This is a genomic window from Kribbella sp. NBC_00889, assembly GCF_045207705.1.
Taxonomy (GTDB): Bacteria; Actinomycetota; Actinomycetes; order Propionibacteriales; family Kribbellaceae; genus Kribbella.
On the sequence record NZ_CP108783.1, the window covers coordinates 3198340 to 3219400 of the forward strand.

Annotated in this window: 20 protein-coding genes; 14 read left to right on the plus strand and 6 right to left on the minus strand. The window is 69.1% G+C overall.

From position 1 onward, the window contains the following. Window positions 1-26: 26 nt before the first annotated feature. From OG817_RS15500 to OG817_RS15515, 4 genes are all read left to right on the plus strand, one after another. The gene (locus OG817_RS15500; protein WP_406055285.1) at window positions 27-1070 is read left to right on the plus strand and encodes an SLC13 family permease; all 1044 of its coding nucleotides are present in this window, start codon (window positions 27-29) and stop codon (window positions 1068-1070) included. A 184-nt stretch (window positions 1071-1254) separates the two neighbouring features. Continuing rightward, window positions 1255-2976 carry an AMP-binding protein gene (locus OG817_RS15505; RefSeq protein WP_406055287.1) on the plus strand — a complete coding sequence of 574 codons (1722 nt, stop codon included), beginning with the start codon at window positions 1255-1257 and terminating at the stop codon, window positions 2974-2976. Window positions 2977-3019: 43 nt separating this feature from the next. Next, a complete protein-coding gene (locus OG817_RS15510; RefSeq protein WP_406055289.1) occupies window positions 3020-3787 on the plus strand; it encodes an ABC transporter permease in 768 nt (255 codons plus the stop codon). Then, window positions 3784-4032: a DUF2630 family protein gene (locus OG817_RS15515; protein WP_406055291.1), complete on the plus strand. Its 249-nt coding sequence runs from the start codon at window positions 3784-3786 to the stop codon at window positions 4030-4032. The genes OG817_RS15510 and OG817_RS15515 overlap by 4 nt, the downstream gene beginning before the upstream one ends. Before the next feature lie 45 nt (window positions 4033-4077). Here OG817_RS15515 and OG817_RS15520 read toward each other — a convergent pair whose 3' ends face one another. Genes OG817_RS15520 through OG817_RS15535 form a run of 4 tightly spaced genes read right to left on the minus strand, consistent with a single transcriptional unit; the run spans window position 4078 to window position 6856 of the window. Then, a complete protein-coding gene (locus OG817_RS15520; protein WP_406055293.1) occupies window positions 4078-4500 on the minus strand; it encodes a TIGR03667 family PPOX class F420-dependent oxidoreductase in 423 nt (140 codons plus the stop codon). A gap of 17 nt (window positions 4501-4517) precedes the next feature. Next, window positions 4518-4919 (minus strand): CoA-binding protein, encoded by a 402-nt coding sequence (locus OG817_RS15525; RefSeq protein ID WP_360448890.1) that lies wholly within the window; start codon window positions 4917-4919, stop codon window positions 4518-4520. A gap of 21 nt (window positions 4920-4940) precedes the next feature. Beyond that, complete coding sequence (locus tag OG817_RS15530) at window positions 4941-5594, minus strand: LuxR C-terminal-related transcriptional regulator (protein WP_406055295.1); 654 nt, start codon at window positions 5592-5594, stop codon at window positions 4941-4943. Next, entirely contained in the window at window positions 5576-6856 is a 1281-nt protein-coding gene (locus tag OG817_RS15535; protein ID WP_406055297.1) for a sensor histidine kinase, read from the minus strand. The genes OG817_RS15530 and OG817_RS15535 overlap by 19 nt, the downstream gene beginning before the upstream one ends. 108 nt (window positions 6857-6964) lie before the next feature. Here OG817_RS15535 and OG817_RS15540 point away from each other — a divergent pair, with 108 nt between their 5' ends. From OG817_RS15540 to OG817_RS15575, 8 genes are all read left to right on the plus strand, one after another. Continuing rightward, window positions 6965-7732 (plus strand): ABC transporter ATP-binding protein, encoded by a 768-nt coding sequence (locus tag OG817_RS15540; RefSeq protein WP_406055299.1) that lies wholly within the window; start codon window positions 6965-6967, stop codon window positions 7730-7732. Continuing rightward, complete coding sequence (locus OG817_RS15545) at window positions 7732-9654, plus strand: FtsX-like permease family protein (RefSeq protein ID WP_406055301.1); 1923 nt, start codon at window positions 7732-7734, stop codon at window positions 9652-9654. The genes OG817_RS15540 and OG817_RS15545 overlap by 1 nt, the downstream gene beginning before the upstream one ends. A gap of 133 nt (window positions 9655-9787) precedes the next feature. Next, entirely contained in the window at window positions 9788-12250 is a 2463-nt protein-coding gene (locus OG817_RS15550; RefSeq protein WP_406055303.1) for a DNA topoisomerase (ATP-hydrolyzing) subunit A, read from the plus strand. Window positions 12251-12255: 5 nt separating this feature from the next. Beyond that, the gene (locus tag OG817_RS15555; RefSeq protein ID WP_396390388.1) at window positions 12256-12963 is read left to right on the plus strand and encodes an LppX_LprAFG lipoprotein; all 708 of its coding nucleotides are present in this window, start codon (window positions 12256-12258) and stop codon (window positions 12961-12963) included. Beyond that, the gene (locus tag OG817_RS15560; RefSeq protein ID WP_406055305.1) at window positions 12960-14657 is read left to right on the plus strand and encodes an MFS transporter; all 1698 of its coding nucleotides are present in this window, start codon (window positions 12960-12962) and stop codon (window positions 14655-14657) included. Before OG817_RS15555 ends, OG817_RS15560 begins: the two co-directional genes overlap by 4 nt. Window positions 14658-14703: 46 nt before the next feature. Beyond that, the gene (locus tag OG817_RS15565; RefSeq protein ID WP_406055307.1) at window positions 14704-15645 is read left to right on the plus strand and encodes a sucrase ferredoxin; all 942 of its coding nucleotides are present in this window, start codon (window positions 14704-14706) and stop codon (window positions 15643-15645) included. Then, window positions 15642-16139 (plus strand): beta-class carbonic anhydrase, encoded by a 498-nt coding sequence (locus tag OG817_RS15570; protein WP_396390385.1) that lies wholly within the window; start codon window positions 15642-15644, stop codon window positions 16137-16139. The genes OG817_RS15565 and OG817_RS15570 overlap by 4 nt, the downstream gene beginning before the upstream one ends. Then, a complete protein-coding gene (locus OG817_RS15575; RefSeq protein ID WP_406055309.1) occupies window positions 16139-18070 on the plus strand; it encodes a beta-L-arabinofuranosidase domain-containing protein in 1932 nt (643 codons plus the stop codon). Before OG817_RS15570 ends, OG817_RS15575 begins: the two co-directional genes overlap by 1 nt. 467 nt (window positions 18071-18537) lie before the next feature. Here the strand turns inward: OG817_RS15575 and OG817_RS15580 are convergent, their stop codons facing one another. Next, on the minus strand, window positions 18538-18834 hold the full coding sequence (locus tag OG817_RS15580; protein WP_396390383.1) for a hypothetical protein: 297 nt from the start codon (window positions 18832-18834) through the stop codon (window positions 18538-18540). 60 nt (window positions 18835-18894) lie between these two features. On the opposite strand from OG817_RS15580, the gene OG817_RS15585 reads away from it, so the two are divergent. Next, complete coding sequence (locus OG817_RS15585) at window positions 18895-19524, plus strand: TetR/AcrR family transcriptional regulator (protein ID WP_406055312.1); 630 nt, start codon at window positions 18895-18897, stop codon at window positions 19522-19524. Continuing rightward, window positions 19521-20138 carry a hypothetical protein gene (locus tag OG817_RS15590; RefSeq protein WP_406055314.1) on the plus strand — a complete coding sequence of 206 codons (618 nt, stop codon included), beginning with the start codon at window positions 19521-19523 and terminating at the stop codon, window positions 20136-20138. The genes OG817_RS15585 and OG817_RS15590 overlap by 4 nt, the downstream gene beginning before the upstream one ends. On the opposite strand, the gene OG817_RS15595 is transcribed toward OG817_RS15590, so the two are convergent. Further along, window positions 20131-20949 (minus strand): carbonic anhydrase, encoded by an 819-nt coding sequence (locus OG817_RS15595; protein WP_406055316.1) that lies wholly within the window; start codon window positions 20947-20949, stop codon window positions 20131-20133. The two genes, OG817_RS15590 and OG817_RS15595, sit on opposite strands and share 8 nt — an antisense overlap. Between the last annotated feature and the right edge of the window lie 112 nt (window positions 20950-21061).

Sequence of the window (21061 nt, forward strand, 5' to 3'; positions counted from 1 at the left end):
ACCAGCCCGGCGGGAGGTCGTGCATTTTGATCGCGCGAATCGCGCCTGTGCTGGTGTTCCTGATCGCGGTGACCGTGATCGCCGAGCTGGCCGACGAGGCCAAGGTGTTCGACGTCGCCGCCCGGGAGGCGGCCCACCTGGCCCGGGGCAAGGTCTGGCGGTTGTGGCTGCTCGTGGTCGTGCTCGCCACCGGGCTGACGATCGTGCTGTCCCTCGACACGTGCGCGGTCCTGCTTACCCCGGTCGTGCTCGCGATGGCCAGGCAGCTGGACATCCCGCCGAAGTTGTTCGCGTTCACCACCGTCTGGCTGGCCGGGACCGCCTCGTTGTTACTCCCGGTGTCGAACCTGACCAACCTGCTCGCGCTCCATCAGTTCCGCAAGCTCGACGTCGAGTACCTCTCGGTGAGCTGGCGGCCGGCAATCGCGGCGATCGTGATCACGGTCGCCGTGCTCGCGGTCCTGTTCCACCGGGACCTCGGCCGGAAGTACGTCGTACCGCCGACTCCTCAGGTGGACGACAAGGTGCTGTTCTGGGGTGCGGCCGGAGTGTGCGTGCTGCTCGGACCGGCGTTCGTGTCCGGGATCGAGGTGGCAGTGCCCGCGAGTATCGGAGCGGTGGTGCTCGTCGTGCTGTTCGCGGTACGGCGGCGGTCGACGCTCAGGTGGTCGCTGATCCCGGCGAAGCTTGTGATCACCGTGGTGGTGTTGTTCACCGTCGTCGGATTCCTCACCGACCACGGCCTGGAGGGCTTGCTGAACCGGGTCGCCGGGACCACGTCCGAGCTCCGGCTGAGCGCGACCGCGGCCCTCGGGGCGAACCTGGTCGACAACCTCCCGGCGTACCTGGCGATGGAGCCGGTCGCGTCGAACGACGCCCACCGGATGATGGCGCTGCTCATCGGCGTCAACTGCGGCTGCCTGCTGACCCTCTGGGGGTCGCTGGCCACTCTGCTGTGGCGAGCCCGCTGCGACGCCGCCCGCGTCGACATCACCTGGTGGTCGTTCCTGTGGCGCGGCCTCATCCTCACCCCACTCGTCGTCACCGGCGCGGTACTGGCGCTCGGCTGACCCACGAGACCGCGCGATGAGACCCCATTTGGTGGGCTGACCCATCAGACAGTGGGTTGGCCAGCGGCAGGCGGGTAGCCAACCCACCATCTCGTGGGTCAACCCACGAGATGGTGCCGCAGCACCCCCGACCGGCGGAGTGGCACGGTTTACCGAGCGGTACTGGTTGGGCAATAGTGCGGTCATGAGCCCAGCGGACAGCGGTGAGCAGAGCACGGCGGACGTGACGCGGGAGTTCCGGGCGGCGCGGGACTTCCTGGTGGCGCATCGGGAGGATTACGAGACGGCGTACCGGGATTTCAGCTGGCCGCGGTTCGAGCGGTTCAACTGGGCCCGGGACTGGTTCGACGCGCTGGCGGTCGAGCAGCCCGAGGTGGCCGCGCTGACCATCGTCGAGGAGGACGGTGAGGTCAACTCACGGACGTACGCCGAGATGGCCGAGCAGTCCCGCAAGGTCGCCGGCTGGCTCACCGAGGCCGGTCTGAGGCCAGGCGATCGGGTGCTGATCGTGCTCGGCAACACCGTCCCGCTCTGGGAGACCATGCTCGGCTGCATCCGGGCCGGCGCTGTCATGATCCCCGCCACCACGCTGCTTACCGACGCCGACCTGGCGGACCGGATCACCCGCGGCAGTGTTCGTGCAGTCGTCACCAGCAGCGCGGAGGCCGGCCGGTACGCCGGTATCGCCGACGACTGCATCCGCGTCGCCGTCGGCGCACCGGTCGAGGGCTGGCTGCAGTACGACGACGCGGCGACGTACGACGGACCGGTCCCCGAGGTCGATACGGCGGCCGACGACTCGCTGCTGCTCTACTTCACCTCGGGTACGACGAGCCAGCCGAAGCTGGTCGAGCACACGCAGGTCAGCTACCCGGTCGGTCACCTGTCGACGATGTACTGGATCGGTCTCCAGCCCGGCGACGTCCACCTCAACGTCTCCTCCCCCGGCTGGGCGAAGCACTCCTGGAGCAACGTCTTCGCGCCCTGGAACGCCGGCGCGACCGTGTTCCTGTACAACTACACCCGCTTCGACGCCGAGAAGATGCTGCGTGTCCTGCAGACGTACGGCGTGACCACGTTCTGCGCGCCGCCGACGGTGTGGCGGATGCTGATCCAGGCCGACCTGTCCGCGGTGAAGGTGCAGATCCGCGAGTGCATCTCGGCGGGCGAACCGCTCAACCCCGAGGTGATCGAGCAGGTCCGTACCGCCTGGGACATCACCATCCGGGACGGTTACGGCCAGACCGAGACGACCGCCCAGATCGGCAACCCGCCGGGTCAGCCGGTGAAGCTCGGCTCGATGGGCCGCCCGCTGCCCGGCTACAGCATCGCGCTGATCGACCCGTCCACCGACGAGATCGGCGACGACGGCGAGATCTCCATCGAGCTGGCCCCGGCGCCGGTCCCGTTGATGCGCGGCTACCGCGACGCCCGGGAGCTGACCGACGAGGTGATGCGCGGCGGTTACTACCACACCGGCGACGTCGCGAGCCGGGACGAGGACGGCTACATCACGTACGTCGGGCGCTCCGACGACGTCTTCAAAGCCAGTGACTACCGGATCTCGCCGTTCGAGCTGGAGTCCGTGCTGATCGAGCATCCGGCCGTGGCCGAGGCGGCCGTCGTACCGTCGCCGGATCCGGTCCGGTTCGCGGTGCCCAAGGCGTACGTCGTACTGGCCGCCGGACACCAGCCGTCGCGGGAGCTGGCCGGCGAGATCCTGCGGTTCTGCCGCGAGCACCTCGCGCCGTACAAGCGGATCCGCCGGATCGAGTTCGCCGAGCTGCCGAAGACGATCTCGGGCAAGATCCGGCGGGTCGAGCTGCGCGCGGACGAGGCGTCGAAGGTGGAGAGCGGGTCCGGCGGCGAGCACACGTACGACGAGGCCGACTTCAAGCAAGGGTGAGTCAGCGCACCCCGGGCGAGGGGGTGCGTGCTGAAATGGGCGGATGTCCCCCGACACCGGCCTGGGCCTCGCCGCGGTTGTCGTCCTGCCGCTGCTGATCGTGATCGGCGTGGCCGCGTCCCGGTACGCCGGAACGCGGCACGACAAGGGGATCGTCACCGCGGCCCTGCGTGCCGTCGTGCAGCTGGCCGCCGTCGGCGCGGTCGTCGGGGTCGCCCTGCAGCACACGCTCGGGGCGATCGCGTTCGTGCTGGTGATGTTCGTGATCGCGACCTTCACCAGTACGCGGCGTCTCCATCAGACCGCTGTCATCCCACAGCAGTGGATGTACTGCGGGACCGCGATCGGTCTCGGTGCGTTCGTCGTACTCCTGCTGCTGATCGGGCCGGGCGTCGTACCGCGTAACCCGGCGACGATCCTGCCGATGGGCGGCATCATCATCGGCGGCACGATGACCGCCACCACGCTGGCCGGACGGCGGATGCTGAGCGAGTACGGGACCCGGTTCGGCGAGTTCGAGGCCGGGCTGTCGATCGGGCTGCTCCCTCCGGACGCGTTCAAGCTGGTGGTCGGCCCGGTGGCCGGCGACGCGCTGCTGCCCGCACTCGACCAGACCCGAACGGTGGGCCTGGTGTCGCTGCCCGGGGCCTTCGTCGGGATGGTGCTCGGCGGCGCGTCGCCCACCGAGGCCGCCGCATTGCAGCTCGTGGTCCTGCTCGGCCTGATCGCGTCCGAGTCGATCGCGATCCTGGCCATCACCGAACTCCTCGCCCGCGCCCGGCTTCCGGACGGGCGTACGGTTTCCTCATGACCGATGACAACAGCCTCTTCAGCCGGATCGACGAACTGGTCGCCGAAGAGCACGAGCTCCGCACCAAGCACGCCGGTGGGAAGATCAACGACGCCGACGAGCACGCCCGTCTGCGGGCCCTCGAGGTCGAGCTCGACCAGTGCTGGGACCTGCTCCGGCAGCGCCGCGCCAAGCGCGAGTTCGGCGAGAACCCCGACAGCGCCCAGCCCCGCTCCGCCGACACCGTCGAGGGCTACCTGAACTGAGCACTGCGATGCCCTCCTGGCTCCGGCCGGGAGGGCATCAGCAACTCAGAAACCGCGCAGTTTCTCTGGGGTGAGGCGGATCAGGACCGAGTAGTCCTGGTGGAAGCCGTCGGTGGTCATCCCGAGGCCGGCGATGTCGTCGGCGTACTTCGCGTTGTAGGCGGCCAGGGCATCGCCGGAGATCGGCTGCTCGTCGATCACCGCCGTACCGGAGATGACACCGACGTCTCCCCCGCTGTGCGTGGCGTTGAAGTTCAGGGCCACCTGCGGGTGGGCGGCGATGTTGTGCAGCTTGGCCTTGTTCCGCTGGCTGCTGATGAGCACCTCGCCGTTGTGCCAGAGGAACCAGACCGGGTTCGGCGCCGGCGTACCGGACTTGCCGACCGTGGTCAGCCACACCACGATTTCGTCGTCCAGCTGCCGCGCGATCCGCTTGCCGAAGTCGGTGGAAGTGTCGATCGTGAACATCAGGCCCCTTGGGTTGGTCAGGACGGACCGAGGCGCCCCCACTCGATGGCCGGGCAGTGGTTCATCACCATCGTGAGTCCCGCGGCCGTCGTCCGGGCGTAGGCGTCATCGTCCACTACATCGAGTTGGAACCACACCGCCTTGGCGTTGATTCCCACCGCCTGGTCCGCGATGTCGCCGGCCAGCTCGGACCGGACGAACACATCCACGCAGTCCACCGGGAACGGGATGTCCGCCAGCGTCGCGTACCCCTGCTCGCCGTGCACGGTCTCGGCCGCGGGGTGCACCGGCACGATCCGCTTACCGTGCCCCTGCAGGAACCGCGCCACGCCGTACGCCGCCCGGCTCGTGTTGTTCGACAACCCCACCACGGCCCAGGTCTGGCAGTCCGCCAGGATCTTCCGGATATCACTGTCCATGCCTAGATCCTCTCGCGAGCTTCAACCCCGCAGGTAGGTGAGGACGGCGGAGACGCGCCGGTCCAGTCCTTCGTCGAGCTGCAGCTTCGCGAAAATGTTGCCGACGTGCTTGCGTACGGCGGCCTCGCTGACGACCAGCTGCTCCGCGATCGACGCGTTCACCCGGCCCTCGGCCATCAGCGCGAGCACCTCCAGCTCCCGCGGCGTGAGCGCCGACAGCGGCCCGTCGTTCCGGCGCCGGGCCAGCAGCTGACGCACCACCTCAGGGTCGACCACCATCCCGCCGTCGGCGACCCGGTCGAGCGACTCGAGGAACTCCGCGACATGCCCGACCCGGTCCTTCAGCAGGTACCCGATCCCGCCGGTCGTTGTCTCCAGCAACGATGACAGGTACGCATCCGCGACGTACTGCGACAGCACGAGGATCCCGATCGACGGAAGCTCGGCCCGGATCGCGGCAGCCGCCCGTAGCCCCTCGTCGCTGTGCCCCGGCGGCATCCGGACATCGGTGATCACCACATCCGGAGGGTTCTTGCGGACGACGGCCAGCAGTGTGTCCGCGTCTCCGACGGTGTCGCGTACTTCGTGCCCGGCGCGATCCAGGATGCGGGCCAGCCCCTCCCGCAACAGCAGCGAGTCTTCGGCCAGCACGATGCTCAGTCGCCGAGTCGGCACGGGCACTCCATCCTCAGTCGTGTCGGCCCACCGGATGGGCTGTCGATGACGAGTGTGCCTCCCAACGCGTCCAATCGGGTCACCAACCCGGTCAGTCCGGTCCCGGCACCGGCCCGCGCGCCGCCGATCCCGTCGTCGGTGATCGTGATGACCAACTGCTGCCGATCGACCCAACCGGCCACCTCGCAGTGCGTGGCCCGCGCGTGCTTCGCGACGTTCGCGAGCGCCTCACTGACCACGAAGTACGCCGCCGCCTCGATCGGCGACGGCAACCGCGACGGCAACGCCATCTGCACAGTCACCGGCAGCGGACTGCGGTCCGCCACCTCCCGTACGGCGGCCTCCAGCCCGTGGTCGACCAGAACCCGCGGGTGGATCCCGCGGACCGCCTCGCGCAGATCGGCCAGCGCCGCCTCCGCCTCGGCATGCGCCTTCACCACCAGCCGCCGGCCCTCCCCCTCGGGCACGTCCAGCTCCGCCAATCCGAGCGTCATCGTGAGCCCGACGAGCCGCTGCTGTACGCCGTCGTGCAGATGCCGCTCGATCCGGGCCCGCTCGGTCTCGAACGCGTCGACCAGATCCAGCCGCGACCGGCGCAACTCCGCCAGGTTCCGTTGCAGTTCGTCCTGCCGCGGGCCGAGCATCGCCCTCGCCAGCGACGCTTCTGCTCCGGCGACCACACCGACCAGGTAGGAGCTGACGACGAAGAACGGTGGCCCGAACGCGACCAGGAAGATGAGCCCTTCCTGGGTCGAGTCCAGGATCCACGGCCCCATCCCCATCTCGTCGATGCTGGCAATGATCGGCGCGGCCAGCGTCGTGAGCAGGGTGGCCGCACTCAGCCCTGCCACGGCGGCACTGAGCGGCCAGACGAAGACGCCGAGGACGAATCCGTATCCGACGGACCGCAACGACGCCTGCTCGCGGCGGCGGAACTTCAGCTTCTCCCGCACCGACAGCGACGCGGGCATGTCCGCGTGCGGAGTCTTGATGCCGCCGACCAGCACCAATCCGGCACGCCACCGCTCGATCCGGCCGATCGCGACGCCGATCAGCGGGAACGCCGTCAGCAGCAGGACCCCGATCAGGATCGGGCTCAGGACGATGCTGGCCGCGGCCGCGACGATGAGGATGGCGAAGGTCAGTACTCCGACCGGCACCGAGGTGAACAGATAGGCGTAGCTGCGCCACGGCCAGGACGACACCACGTAGCGCGGTGACGCGAGCGCTGCCCACGGCGTCATCGGTACGGATCTGTCCACCGTGCCACCCTAGGTCCAGGGCGGCCCGCCGGACGGTAGCGTGCGCGCTACTACAGGTCTCCTCCACAGGCCAGGGTGCAAACGCCGTACCGGCGGTTGGCTGGAACCATGACCGCTACCGCGCCGACGCACCCGAGCGTCGTACCCACCGAAGCGCCGGCCCTGCTGCTGGACGGCATCACCAAGACCTACAGGTCCAAAGCCGGGGCGGTCGATGCGCTGCGAGGCGTGACGTACCACTTCGCTCGCGGCTCGTTCACGGCCGTCATGGGTCCGTCGGGCTCCGGCAAGTCGACGCTGTTGCAGTGTGCGGCGGGACTCGACCAGCCCACCGGCGGGAGCGTCGTTCTGGGCGGGACCAAGCTGAACGGACTCGACGAGGTCGCGCTCACCAAGCTGCGGCGGGAGGAGATGGGGTTCGTCTTCCAGGCGTACAACCTGCTCCCTTCGCTGACCGTGTACGACAACGTGGCACTGCCACTGCGGTTGACCGGTCGCCGCCCGCGCCGGGGCGACGTCCATCGGGTGCTCGAACAGGTCGGGTTGGAGGGGAAGGCCAAGCGCAGGCCGGCCGAGTTGTCCGGAGGGCAACAGCAGCGGGTCGCGATCGCGCGGGCGCTGATCACCCGGCCATCGGTGTTCTTCGCCGACGAGCCGACCGGCGCGCTGGACAGCGGGACGAGCCGGCAGATCCTCGGGCTGTTGCGCGAGGCAACCGACCGGGCCGGGCAGACGGTGGTGATCGTCACTCACGATCCGGTGGCCGCGGCGTACGCCGAGCGGGTGCTGTTCCTGTCCGACGGGCTGATCGCGGGTCACCTCGACCGCGGTACGCCGGGCCAGATCGCCGCGGCCATGAGCGACCTGGAACGCTGATGTTCTACCTCAGCCGCCAGACGGTCAGCCGTCACCACTCCCTGTACGCCGGTTCGTTCGTGGCCTTGGCCGTCGGAGTCTTCCTCCTGGGACTCGCGGCCACCGCGACCGCCGCCACCATCGCCTACCGCGGCCCGCTCGCCGACAGCATCACCGTGACGACGCTGGGCGGCAACGACGCCGCACCGAGGCAGGTCCGGGTACCGACCTCCGGCGCGGACACGTCCGGGTTGCAGGTCGTCCTCAGCATGGTCGGGACGATCAGCGGGTTCATCACGATCTTCGTCATCGCCAGCACGTTCGCCTTCGCGGTGGCGTCCAGGCGCCGCGAGATCGGTCTGCTTCGGCTCATCGGCGCGACACCACGGCAGGTACGGCGGATGATCCTCGGCGAAGCGTTCGTGGTCGCACTCGTGGCCGCGCTGAGCGGTGCGGTGCTGGCGCAGTTGGCGACTCCCCTGCTGCTGCGCAAGGCGTCGTACACCGAACTGGCGCCCGTGAAACTGGAGCCGGCCTCGCCATGGGTGCCGCTGGCGATCGCGGTCGGTGCCGGGCTGCTCGTGGCGATGCTCGGCGCCCGGTCCGCGGCCAGACGGGCCGGACGGGTCGGGCCGATCGATGCGCTGCGCGAGGCCGCACTGGAGCCGCCGCGGATCGGGCCGGTCCGGATCGTCTTCGGGCTGCTCTTCATGGCCGGGTCGATCACGCTCCTGACGCTGATCCGGCCGTCGACCGGCGAGGGCGTGATGCCGCTGGCGATGTTCACGCCGATGCTCCTGGTCATCGCGCTGACCCTGCTCGCACCGCTAATAGTCCCGTGGATCAGCCGGCTGTGGGCGCTGCCGCTGACCGCCTGGACCCGGGCGTCCGGGAGTCTGGCCCGCAGCAACGTCGTCGCCTCGCCGAGGCGCAGCGCATCGCTGGCCGCGCCGATCCTCGCCATCTCAGCGGTCGCCGGGTCGATGGTGCTCAGCCTCAGCTTCGCCGCCGACAGCGCCGAGGCGACGATCCGCGATTCCGTTCGTGCACCCATCGTGGTGACCGGTGCCGCCGAGCTCGACGCCGGTCTGGGCACGGTGGACGCCGGGGTGCCGCTCCAATTCGTCCGGATCGACCAGGACGACGCCGAACTCGAGGATGCCGAAGGGATCGACCCGGCGATCGCCACGCAGACCCGCAATCTCACCGCGCTGTCCGGTGACCTGGGCAAGCTCACCGGAAACACTGTTGCCGTAAGCAAGGAAACGTCCGGGTTCGAGCGCTACAAGGTCGGCGACCAGGTGTCGGTGACGTTCCTGGACAAGACCGCCGCGAAGCTCCGGATCGTCGCGATCGTCCCGGACGCCTTCGGAGTCAGCCCGTCCTTCCTGATCCCGCTCGACCTCGCCCGCAAGCACGCTCCGTCCGCCGTACCCGACCGGAGCTTCGTCCTGCCCGCTCCCGGTGTCGATCTGCTCGGCACGATCGACCACGCCGTACGGGCGGCCGAGTGGGAAGCCGAGCAGGCCGAGGGCGTGCGGAAGGGCAACCAGTTCGGGCTGATCCTGCTGCTCGGCCCGGCCGCGCTGTACAGCGCCATCGCGATCGCCAACACGCTTCTGATGGGCAGTCTGCAGCGGCGACACGAGTTCATCACCTCGCGGCTGCTGGGTGCCACGCCGGCACAGATCCGCCGGATGGTCCTGTGGGAGTCCTCGCTGGTCGGCGTGGTCGCCCTCAGCCTCGGTACGGCGATCACGGTCACCGTCGGGATACTGATCCGGCACGCCATGACGTCGGGGATGACCGACGTACCGGTGACGGTGCCGTGGGGTGTGTTGCTGGGTATCGCCGGACTTTGTCTGACGCTGGCGGTAGGGTCCGCTCTGGCCCCGACGACGTACATCCTGCGCCGGTCGCAGCCGTCCGCTGCGGTGGAATAGACCGGTATCGGGCGGATCGACCGACGCAACGGTGGGTCGTGGCCGGGCAAAAGGCCGTTCACCAGCGACAATGGGCACGGCGCCGGACCGTCGCGGCGCCGTACCGGTTCGATCGAGGAGCAGTAAAACCCGCATGGCACGCCGTTCCAGCACCACCGCCGAGCCCGAGGACTTCGAGGAGCGCATCCTCGACGTCGATGTCGCCGACGAGATGCGCGCCAGCTACCTGGAGTACGCCTACTCGGTGATCTACGCCCGCGCACTGCCGGACGCGCGAGACGGACTGAAACCGGTCCAGCGGCGGATCCTGTTCTCGATGGCGGAGAACAACATCCGCCCCGACCGCGGACACGTGAAGAGCGCCCGCGTCGTCGGTGAGGTCATGGGTAAGTACCACCCGCACGGCGACGGCGCGATCTACGACGCGCTGGTCCGGACCGCGCAGCCTTGGTCGATGCGGGTCCCGCTGATCGACGGCCACGGGAACTTCGGCTCACTCGACGACGGTCCCGCCGCGATGCGGTACACCGAGTGCCGGATGGCGCCGCCGGCGATGGCGATGACGACCGGCCTGGACGAGGACGTCGTCGACTTCAAGCCGAACTACGACGGCCAGGAGGAAGAGCCGTCGGTGCTGCCGGCCGCCTTCCCGAACCTGGTCGTCAACGGCGCTTCCGGCATCGCGGTCGGGATGGCGACCAACATGGCGCCGCACAACCTGGTCGAGGTGATCCAGGCCCTGCGGCACCTGATCAAGACCCCGGCCGCCGACCTCGACGACCTGATGCGGTTCATCCCCGGCCCGGACCTGCCGACCGGCGGCAAGATCGTCGGCCTGGAGGGCATCAAGGACGCGTACGCGACCGGTCGCGGCAGCTTCAAGATGCGCGCCACCGCCCGGGTCGAGAACGTCACCCCGCGGCGCAAGGGCATCGTCGTCACCGAGCTGCCGTACTCCGTCGGCCCGGAGAAGGTGATCGAGAAGATCAAGACCCTGGTCCAGTCCAAGAAGCTGCAGGGCATCGCCGACGTCAAGGACCTGACCGACCGAACCCACGGCACCCAGCTGGTGATCGAGGTCAAGAACGGCTTCGTGCCCGAGGCGCTGCTGGAGCAGCTCTACAAGCTGACCCCGCTCGAGGACGCGTTCCACGTCAACAACGTCTGCCTGGTCGACGGCCAGCCGCGCACCCTCGGTCTGAAGACCCTGCTCGAGGTCTACCTCGACCACCGGTACGACGTGACGCGGCGGCGCAGCGAGTTCCGCCGCAAGAAGGCGCAGGACCGGCTGCACATCGTCGACGGCCTGCTGATCGCGATCCTGGACATCGACGAGGTCATCCAGATCATCCGGACCAGCGACGACGCGGCCGCCGCCCGGACCCGGCTGATGGAGATCTACGACCTCACCGAGGTGCAGACCAACTACATCCTGGACATGCCGCTGCGCCGGCTGACGAAGTTCTCCAAGATCGAGCTGGAGACCGAGAAGGGCGAACTGGAGCGCGAGATCGAGCGGCTGACCGCGATCCTCGAGGACCAGGCGCTGCTGAAGAAGACGGTCTCGGACGAGCTGGCCGAGGTCGCGAAGACGTACGGCACGCCGCGGCGGACCGTGCTGCTGGAGTCGTCGGGTGCGACCAAGACCGCGACCGTGCCGCTCGAGGTCAGCGACGACCCGTGCTGGGTCCTGATGAGCTCGACCGGCCTGCTCGCCCGGACGAACGGCGTGGAGCCGTTCGGGACCGGCGACACCAGGGCGAAGCACGACGCGATCGTGTCCGCGGTGAAGAGTACGGCGCGCGGTCAGTACGGCCTGATCACCAGCGCGGGCCGGTTGATCCGGCTCGAGTCGCTGGACCTGCCCGCCGTACCGACGACCGCGAACGCGCCGAACCTGCAGGGTGGCGCGCCGGTGGCCGAGTTCGTGTCGCTCGAGCCCGGCGAGAAGGCGCTCGCCCTGACGACGATGGACCCGGACTCGATCGGCGTCGCCCTGGGTACGACGGGTGGCGTGGTCAAGCGCGTCGTCCCGGACCACCTGAGCAACCGCGACTCGTGGGAGATCGTCGGCCTCAAGGAGGGCGACGAGGTGATCGGCGCCGTCGAGCTGACCACCGGCGACGAGGAACTGTGCTTCATCACGTCGGACGCGCAGTTGCTGCACTTCCCGGCGTCCGCGGTTCGGCCGCAGGGACGGACGGCGGGTGGCATGGCGGGCGTTCGCCTGACCGCCGGCGCAAAGGTGGTCTTCTTCGGTGCTGTGAACGCTGGTCGCAACGCGCAGGTCGTCACCATCGCGGGCTCGTCGTCGGCGCTGCCGGGGACCGAAGTCGGCGCGGTGAAGGTGACGCCGTTCAGCGAGTACCCGGGCAAGGGGCGCGGCACTGGTGGTGTGCGGTGCCAGCGGCTGCTCAAGGGTGAGGACGGGCTGCTGCTCGGATTCATCGGGGCGGCTCCGGTGCGGGCCAGTGCGAGCAGCGGTGCCCCGGTCGAGTTGCCCCCGATCGACCCGCGGCGCGACGGCTCCGGCGTACCCGTGGCTCAACCGATTGCTGCGTGTGCTCCAGACAGTGTCAGTTACATGGCAGGCTGACCCCCATGAAGAGACTCGTCGCGCTCGGCGCGGTGCTGGTGCTGGCGCTGGCGGGGTGCAGCGACAAGAAGGACTCCGGGGACGGCGGCGGCCAGTCCGGTGACGACCCGGTCGCGATGCTCACGGCGGCCAAGAAGGCCATCGACGAGGCGGCCAGCGTGCACATCGTGCTGACCGGCCGCGACCTGCCGGAGACCGCGCAGGCGCTGGCGTCCGGTGACGGCGTCGCGACCCATGCCCCGGCGTTCAAGGGGAAGCTGACCGTGCGCGCGGCCGGTTCGCCGATCGACGCGGAGGTCGTCGCGGTCGACGGCAAGGTCTACGCGAAGCTCCCGCTCACCGGTCGATTCCTCGAACTGACACCGTCCCAACTGGCGGGCCTCGGCGCGCCCGACCCGGCCGTCCTGCTCGACCCGGCCAGGGGCCTGACCTCGGTCCTGCCGAAGGTGAAGGACCCGAAGATCAAGGGCGAGACCAGGGACGGCGCCAAGGTCCTGACCGAGATCACCGGCGCGGTCCAGGGAAAGTCGTTGCAGGGCATCTTCCCGAAGGCGCCCGCCGACCAGGACTTCCCGAGTACCTTCAAGATCGACAAGGACACCAAGCAGTTGGTCGCGGCGACCATCTCCGGTCCGTTCTACGAGGGCGCCACCAGCAGCTACGACGTCACCCTGGACAAGTACGGCGAGACGGTCGAGATCACCAAGCCGTGAGCGAGGACTCGCCCGTCGGCCGTGCGGCGCCGGTGAGCAGCCCGAAGACCAGGCTCACCCTGGCCTCGATCGCGGTGGCGTTCGCCGCGGCGGACACCTACGTCGTCGTACTGGCGCTGCCGGACATGATGGCGGGCGTCGGGCTGTCGGTGGACGAACTGCAGCGGGCCGCGCCGATCATCTCGGGGTTCCTGCTCGGCTACATCGCCGTACTGCCCCTGATCGGGCGGATCGCCGACGTGGTCGGGCGTACGCCGGTGCTCGTCGGCGCGCTGATCCTGTTCGCGGTCGGGTCGCTGATCACGGCCGGGGCGTACGACCTCTCGCTGGTGGTAACCGGTCGGTTTCTTCAGGGTGTGGGTGGTGGTGGGCTCGTGCCCGCGACGCTGGCCCTGGTCGCCGACCTGTGGCCGGCTGACCGGCGTGGACTCCCCCTCGGCGTCGTCGGTGCGGTCCAGGAACTCGGGGCGGTGCTCGGGCCGCTGCTCGGTGCGGCGGTGCTGGCGGTGGCGGACTGGCGCTACATTTTCTGGCTCAATCTGACCGTCGCGGTTCTCCTCGCGCTCCTCCTCCGCGGCCTCAAGCCTCCACCGCTGTCAGCCGCGGTCGGAGTCCTCGCCTGCATCGCACTCGGGCTGACCATCACCGCGCCTGAGCGACTCGCGACCGGCGTCACTCTGGGCTTGCCCTTCGTGCCCTTCACTGGGTCGTCCCGCCTGCTCACGCCGATCGGCGTGGTCACGCTTGTTCTGGCCCTGGTCTGGCTGGGTCTGGTCTTGTGGCGGACACGTGGTCGGTTGCGCGCTGTGTTGTCGCAGGTGGACCTCGTCGGCGCACTCCTGCTGGCTCTCGCGCTGGCCGGAGTGGTCTTGGCGTTCGCGACTGCTGACCCCGAGCGTGAGCTGATGGCGCCTGCCGGTCCGTGGCTGCTGGTCGTTGCCGCGGTCTTCGCGGTCGGCTTCGCGATCTGGCAACGCCGTACGACGCGGGCGATCGTGCCGCGAGGTCTGCTGGGTGCACGGCCGGCTTGGGGCTCGCTGGCGGTCAGCTTCCTGGTCGGATGTGCGTTGATCGCGGCGCTGGTCGACGTACCCGTCTTCGCGCGGACCACTCAGGGCGGCGGGCAGTTGGCCGCGGCGCTGGTGTTGCTGCGGTTCCTGATCGCGCTGCCCGTCGGCGCGGTAGTTGGCGGGTGGCTGACCAGGCGCTTCGGGCTTGGTCTCATCACCGGCGCTGGTCTGGCGCTGGCTGGGGCGATGTTCGTGGTGATGGCGTTCTGGGGGCGGAACTCGCTCGATCACTTCCCGGCGACCGTCGTACTGCTGCTGTGCGGCTTCGGGTTCGGGCTGGCGTTGTCGCCGGTCAACACGGCGATGCTCGGCGCGACGCCCGCGGACACCCACGGTCTGGTCAGCGCACTCGTTGTGGTGGCGCGCATGATCGGCATGCTGGTCGGCGTGTCCGCGCTGACAGCGATCGGACTGCGGCGGTACTTCTCCATCGCCGACGACATCCCTTCGCCCAACGAGCTGTGCCCGTCGGCGCCCGGTTCCTGCCGGCCCTTCGTGGACGCGCTCCGCGACGCGGCTATTTCACAAGTTCACGCGATCTTCGCCGGAGCCGCGGTGTGCGCGTTCCTCGCCGCGATTCTGGCCGTCCTACTGCTCGGCCGACGTGGTGTTGTGCACAGATGATGAGCATCACGCCGGACAGCCGTCCCACCTCGCGTACCGTGATGACGTGACTGTTCGACCCGACGCGACCGGTAGGCCCGGCTTGTGCTCGACGTTCTGCCGGGAGTTGCGCGAGCCGCTGGCCGGTACGGCGGTCGTCGCGAGCGGCTGGGTCGTTGTCGAGCAGCCGGGTCCCTGGGGTGCGAAGGCGCCGACGCACAGTCACCTCGATCCCGAGTTCGGCGGGAAGTTCGACGACGCCTGCAAGAAGGCGGACGTCAGGTTCGGCCTGATCCGCGCTCCCGGCCGGCACTCGGACGCAATCGAACAGTCCCGCCAGGTGTACGTCGGCTCGACGATGCCCGGGCGGAGTTGGTTGCTCGGAGGCCTGGTCGACGAGCCGGCGGCGCTGCGGACGCTTGACCTGGACGCGGCCGCCCGCGGCGATCGGGATGCGGTCGCTGCATCGCTGCCCGGGCTGCGCCAGGTCGACCATCCGGTGATGCTGGTCTGCACGAATGGCAAGCGTGACGAGTGTTGCGCGCTGCTCGGACGGCCGCTGGTGAAGGCACTGTCCGCGGCCGCGCCGGGCCGGGTCTGGGAGGCGAACCACCTGGGCGGCCACCGCTTCGCGCCGACCGCGACCGTGCTCCCCGCGGGCACCATGCACGGACACCTCACCGCCGAGGCCGCCGTCGCCGTGCTCGCGGCCGCGGATCGCGGCGAGACCGTCCTGACCGGACTGCGTGGCCGGTCGAGCTGGACCAAGCACGGTCAGGCCGCGGAGATCGCCGTACGCCGTCTGATCGGTGAACTCTCACTGGATGCCCTCAGAGTCGCGGGCGAAGACCCTGAAGCTGTGACGGTGTGGCATCGCGACGGCCGGTCCTGGACTGTTCCGGTCACCAGTGTCGCCGCCGATCCACCCCGTCCGGAGTCCTGCGGAAAGGAGCCGTTCGCGATGTCGATCCTGCAAGCCGGAACCCCTGTGCCAGGTGAGGCCCGATGAGCACCGGGTTCGAGGACCTGCTGGCCGCCAACGCGGAGTACGTCGCCGACTTCCACTACGGCGGCTTCGACGGTCTGGCCCACGCCGGCATCGGCGTCGTCACGTGCATGGACTCGCGGATCCCACCGCTGGAGATGCTCGGGCTGAAGCCAGGCGACGCGAAGGTCCTGCGCAGCGCGGGTGGCCGGGTCACCGAGATCACCATGACCGGGCTGGTGCTCGGCGTCCAGTTGCTCGGCGTCCGCCGGATCATGGTCATCCCGCACACCCGCTGCGCGATGGCCGCGATGTCCGAGGACGACCTGCGCGCCCAGGTGGAGAAGGCTGCCGGCAAGCCGGCCGGCTACCTGCCGATCAACGTCATCCCCGACCAGCTCGAGGCGCTCCGCCGCGACGTCGCGGCCGTCCGCGAGCACCCGCTCATCGGCGAGGACATCCTGGTCGGCGGCTTCATGTACGACGTCGACACCGGCCGCCTCACCCAGATCGATTGATGCCGGGGCTTACCGAGCCCGCGCTCCGGACGTTGCCGCTGGCAACCCTCCGCCCGCAGGGGTGGTTGCTGGAACGGCTGCGACTGCAGGCGGACGGGATGTCCGGGCATCTGGACGAGTTCTGGCCGGATGTGGCCCGGAGTGGCTGGATCGGCGGTGATGCGGAGGGTTGGGAGCGCGGTCCGTACTGGCTGGACGGGATCGTCGGCGTCGCCTACCTGCTGGACGATGACCGGTTGAAGGCCAAGGTGCGGCGGTGGGTGGACTACATCCTCGAGCACCAGCATGAGGACGGGTGGTTCGGTCCGCGCAGTGGCGAGTCGACGTACGCCGATCACGACAGTTGGCCGCGGATCATTGTGCTCAAGGCACTGCTGCAGCACCACGACGCGACGGGTGATCCGCGCGTCGTCCCGGCTGCGCTGAGGTTCCTTCGCCTGCTCGACGCGATGCTGGACGAGTGGCCGCTGCGGGAGTGGGCGCGGTCTCGGTGGACCGACGTCGTGTGGGTGATCAACCAGCTGCACGACCTGACTGGTGAGGACTGGCTGCTGGGGCTGGCTGCGAAGTGCAAGGAGCAGGGGTTCGACTGGTTCGGGTATGCCGATCGGCTGCCGTTCACCGGTAAGGTGCCTGAGGCAACGTTACGTGCGTTCCAGGCGCAGCATGACGGCAACTGGATGAACGACGGCCACCTGTCGTCCCACGGCGTCAACGTCGCCATGGGCCTGAAGGCGATGCCGGTGTGGCAACGCCATGACACGTCGGTCGACCAGCAGGCGCGGCTCCTTCACCTCATCGCGCAGCTGGACGCCTGTCACGGCCAGGCGAACGGACTCTTCAGCTGCGACGAACACCTGGCCGGCCGTCATCCGAGCCAGGGCACCGAGACCTGCACAGTCGTCGAGTACCTCGCCTCGCTCGAGGTCGCCCTCGAATCCTTCGGTCCGGTCGAGCTGCTCGCCGACCGCCTCGAACGACTGGCCTTCAACGCGCTGCCCGCCAGTACGACGCCCGATGAATGGACCCATCAGTACGTGCAGCAGGCCAACCAGGTGATCTGCCACGTCACCGAGGACCGCATCTACACGAACAACGGCCCGGACGCGAACGTCTTCGGCCTCGAACCCCACTTCGGCTGCTGCACCGCCAACCGCCACCAAGGCTGGCCCCGCTTCACCTCCCAACTGTGGATGCGCTCCCCCGACGGCGCCTTCACGGCCCTCTCCTACGCCCCCTGCTCCTTCGAGTACGAGGGCCTGACGGTGTCCGTAGCCGGCGCCTACCCTTTCTCCGACGACGTCGAAATCACCACCCAGGGCACCGGCCGACTCCGCCTCCGAATCCCCACGTGGGCAACCAACCCCACCCTGACCATCGACACCCCCACCGACCCACCCCACCACCAACACGCGCCCGACCCCACCCCCGGTTCCGTGCATGAGATCGAGGTGTCGGGTGATCAGACCCTTCGTCTGCACCTCGGCGCGAGCGTCCAGGCGGTACCTCGTACGGGTGGAGCGATCACCCTGGAGCGCGGCCCCCTGGTGTTCTCACTCCCGATCGGCGAAGACTGGCGCCAGATCGCCGGCGAAGACCCCCACGCCACCTGGGAGGTCCACCCCACCACCCGTTGGAACTACGCGATCAACCCCGAGCACACCCACCTGTCCCGGAAACCGATCAGTTCCAACCCGTTCTCCCCCGCCACCGCCCCACTCCACCTCCAAGTCCGAGCCCACCAAATCCCCTGGCCCCTGGAACACGGCGCCGCAGCCGCACCCCCACCCACCCCAAGGCACTCCACCGACCCAACGGCCGTCGGCGCCGACCCGGCTGACCCGGATCCTGCCATCGGCGGGCCGGAGGAGCTCACCTTCATCCCGTACGGCTGTACGACTCTGAGGGTCACCGAGCTTCCGCAGGTCTAGCGGTGTGCCCACCCAGGAGATTCGGCCAGGGTGAGCCGGCCGACGCCGCGGACAGGATCTGGGGATCGAGGACAGGACCCCGGGACCGCGGACAGGACCCCGGGACCGCGGACAGGACCCCGGGACCGCGGACAGGACCCCGGGACCGCGGACAGGACCCCGGGACCGCGGACAGGATCCCGGGACCGCGGACAGGAGCTGGGGACCGCGGACATGGCATGACCTGTTCACGGTCGCCAGAAGGTGTTCACGGTCACGCCGCACCGACCGCCCAGCCACCTGCCACCTGCCACCTGCCACCTGCCACCTGCCACCTGCCACCTGCCACCTGCGACCCTGCCACCAAGGTCCTGGCCATGACGCGCGGCGTCCCGCTCGGCCGGCCTGGAGCTGGAGCTGGAGCTGGAGGAGCTCACCTTCCTTCCTTATGGGTGCACGACGCTTCGGGTGACCGAGGTGCCTGCGGTCTAGCGCTCCTCGATCAGCTCGATCTCGTCGACGGCCGACGTACCCTCACGGACCAGCGCGAAGGCCGCCTTCGTTTCGGCCAGGGTAGGCGCGAGCTCGCGCGCGGCCTTCAGGTCGTCGGCCGACTCCCAGCGCCACACCCCGGCCCACTGGTTCTCCCCGACCCGGCCGAGACGTGCCTCCGTCAGCCCCGGGATCGACGCCCGGACCGCATCGACCAGCGCGTTGTGCCGATCCAGCACCTCCCCCGCGTCCTTCGTCACGGCCTCGAACTTCGTGATCGCGATCAGCGACATGACTAGTGCCTCTCTCTAGAGTTGACTTATAGTGAACGAATCTAGAGATAGACTCTAGTCATGACCGTTGTCAAGCGACCAAGCAAGCGGGCCGAGAAAGCGCAGGAGACCCGCCGCCGGATCATCCAGGCCGCGACAGAGCTCTTCGTCGCCGACGGGTACGGCGCGACCAACCTGCAGGACGTGGCCGACCAGGCCGGTGTCGCGGTACAGACGATCTACTTCGTGTTCGGCAACAAGCGGGCCTTGCTGAAGGAACTGGTCGACGTCACGATCGCCGGCGACACCGAGCCGGTCGCGACCATGGAGCGCCCCTGGTTCACCGACGCGGTCGCGATGCGCACCGCCCCGGACATGCTGGCTGAATACGTCCCCGGCTCCAGCGCCGTCCTCGCCCGGGTCGCACCGATCATGCGCGTCCTCGAGTCCGCCGTCGCGAACGATCCGGAGGTCTCCGCCCTCTGGCCACCCGACGAGGACCTGCGGTACGTCGTACAACGCGCGGCCGCGGAGGCCCTCGTCACCAAGTCGGGCCGCAGGAGAGGCCTGACCGTCGACGAGGCCGCCGATCTGCTCTACGGCATCCTCAGCCCCGAGCTCTACCTGCTCTTCGTCCGCGACCGCGGCTGGTCCCACGACCGCTGGGTCGAATGGGCCACCCAGACCCTCCGCACCCAACTCTGCGCGTGACCACCGACGTCAACGGAACGACCACACCCACCGCGACCAGAGCCCGACGCTGGAGCGAAGCTGCTCTTCTGCTGCTCGGCGCGATCGGACTGGTCGTCCTCGTGTATCCCACCTTCGTTCTCATGGACGCGCTGCCGCGGGTCGATCCCTCCCAACTCGGGCACGGGGTCACCTACTCGGGTTCAGGCATCGATCACCGGTGGATCGCGCAGGCGCTGCTCTCAGCACTCCTCCTGATGCTCGTCACCGGACTCCCCATCGGCCGCCTGGCCGGGCGCGGTTCGCTCCCAGGTGCAGTTGCCCAGGTCATCGGGGGCCTGGCCGTCGCCTTCTGGGCTGTGGTCGGCACCGCGCTCACCAGCGCGTACTTCTGGGGCCCGGACGATCGCTGCACCTACGCCTCCTGCTGGCCACTGCACCAACAGATCGCGGCGAACCTCGCACCAGGCGTGCTGACCGCGATCGTGATGATCGTGATGGCTCTGCTCGTCAACCAGCTGGCGTGGTGGATCCGCACACTGGTCCCGGCTGCGGTGTGGGTCGCCGTCCTCGTCGTCCAGCACGCGGTCTGGACGCGCTACCTGCTGCCACTCTTCCAGGCGCCGCCTACCTGACGGTCACCTTGCCGGTGTCGAGTTCGTAGTACGCGCCGACGAGTTTGAGCTTGCCGGACTTCTCCAGCGGGCCGATCACCGGCGACTGGCGCAGCGTCGCGAGCACCAGGTCGACGTTCGCGTGGACGGCGTTGGTCAGGCGGTCGCCCGCCTTCCCGGCGACCTGACGGACGGCCGGCGCGAGGGCGTCGACGATGTACCCCAGCTCACCGGCTTCCGCAGTTCGCCGACGCGAGTCCAGCGCCTTGATCGTCGCGTCGAGTGCACCACAGCGCTGATGGCCCAGGACGACGAGAAGAGGAGTACGCAATTCCGCGATCCCGAACTCCACGCTGCCGGTGACGGACTGGTCGAGCGCCTCACCCGCACTGCGTACGACGACCAGATCGCCGAGCCCTTGATCGAAGACGAGCTCGATCGGGACCCGGGAGTCGACGCACCCGAGCACGGTCGCGAACGGATGCTGCGCCTTGCTCACCGCGACCCTGCGCGCGATCCCTTCGTCGAGATCCTCGTCCCGCTCAGCCACAAAGCGGGCATTGCCGTCCAGTAGCTGCTGCAGCGCTTGGTTGCCGTCAACAACAGCCAACGGCGGCGAGGGTGTCGAACCCGTTGTCGGGGGCAACGTCCCGCCGGCGATCTGCTCGGCGGCAGGCGTCACCTCGGGCGAGGCGTCGTCCGCACAGCCGGCGAGGACCGCGCCGGAAGCTCCGGCCGCGAGCAAACCCAGCATCCGGCGACGCGACGGCCGATTCCGGTACGGCGTGCTGCCGGAAGGCGTGTCCAGGGACGGAAGCGACGGTGTGTTCAACGGAGAGCTCCTCACGGGAGTGCGGCGTGGGGCGACGCCGCCTGTTCCGAAGGTAGCTGATTGCATACAGTCTGCAATACCCGCGAGATGTTCGGATCTCTCGGTTCCCGGG

What these genes read in the sequence shown, in the direction of transcription:
- OG817_RS15505 (WP_406055287.1), top strand. Translation starts at nt 1,255, where the DNA reads ATGAGCCCAGCGGACAGCGGTGAGCAGAGCACGGCGGACGTGACGCGG.
- OG817_RS15510 (WP_406055289.1), top strand. Translation starts at nt 3,020, where the DNA reads ATGTCCCCCGACACCGGCCTGGGCCTCGCCGCGGTTGTCGTCCTGCCG.
- OG817_RS15515 (WP_406055291.1), top strand. Translation starts at nt 3,784, where the DNA reads ATGACCGATGACAACAGCCTCTTCAGCCGGATCGACGAACTGGTCGCC.
- OG817_RS15520 (WP_406055293.1), bottom strand. Translation starts at nt 4,500, where the DNA reads ATGTTCACGATCGACACTTCCACCGACTTCGGCAAGCGGATCGCGCGG.
- OG817_RS15525 (WP_360448890.1), bottom strand. Translation starts at nt 4,919, where the DNA reads ATGGACAGTGATATCCGGAAGATCCTGGCGGACTGCCAGACCTGGGCC.
- OG817_RS15540 (WP_406055299.1), top strand. Translation starts at nt 6,965, where the DNA reads ATGACCGCTACCGCGCCGACGCACCCGAGCGTCGTACCCACCGAAGCG.
- OG817_RS15545 (WP_406055301.1), top strand. Translation starts at nt 7,732, where the DNA reads ATGTTCTACCTCAGCCGCCAGACGGTCAGCCGTCACCACTCCCTGTAC.
- OG817_RS15550 (WP_406055303.1), top strand. Translation starts at nt 9,788, where the DNA reads ATGGCACGCCGTTCCAGCACCACCGCCGAGCCCGAGGACTTCGAGGAG.
- OG817_RS15555 (WP_396390388.1), top strand. Translation starts at nt 12,256, where the DNA reads ATGAAGAGACTCGTCGCGCTCGGCGCGGTGCTGGTGCTGGCGCTGGCG.
- OG817_RS15570 (WP_396390385.1), top strand. Translation starts at nt 15,642, where the DNA reads ATGAGCACCGGGTTCGAGGACCTGCTGGCCGCCAACGCGGAGTACGTC.
- OG817_RS15575 (WP_406055309.1), top strand. Translation starts at nt 16,139, where the DNA reads ATGCCGGGGCTTACCGAGCCCGCGCTCCGGACGTTGCCGCTGGCAACC.
- OG817_RS15580 (WP_396390383.1), bottom strand. Translation starts at nt 18,834, where the DNA reads ATGTCGCTGATCGCGATCACGAAGTTCGAGGCCGTGACGAAGGACGCG.
- OG817_RS15585 (WP_406055312.1), top strand. Translation starts at nt 18,895, where the DNA reads ATGACCGTTGTCAAGCGACCAAGCAAGCGGGCCGAGAAAGCGCAGGAG.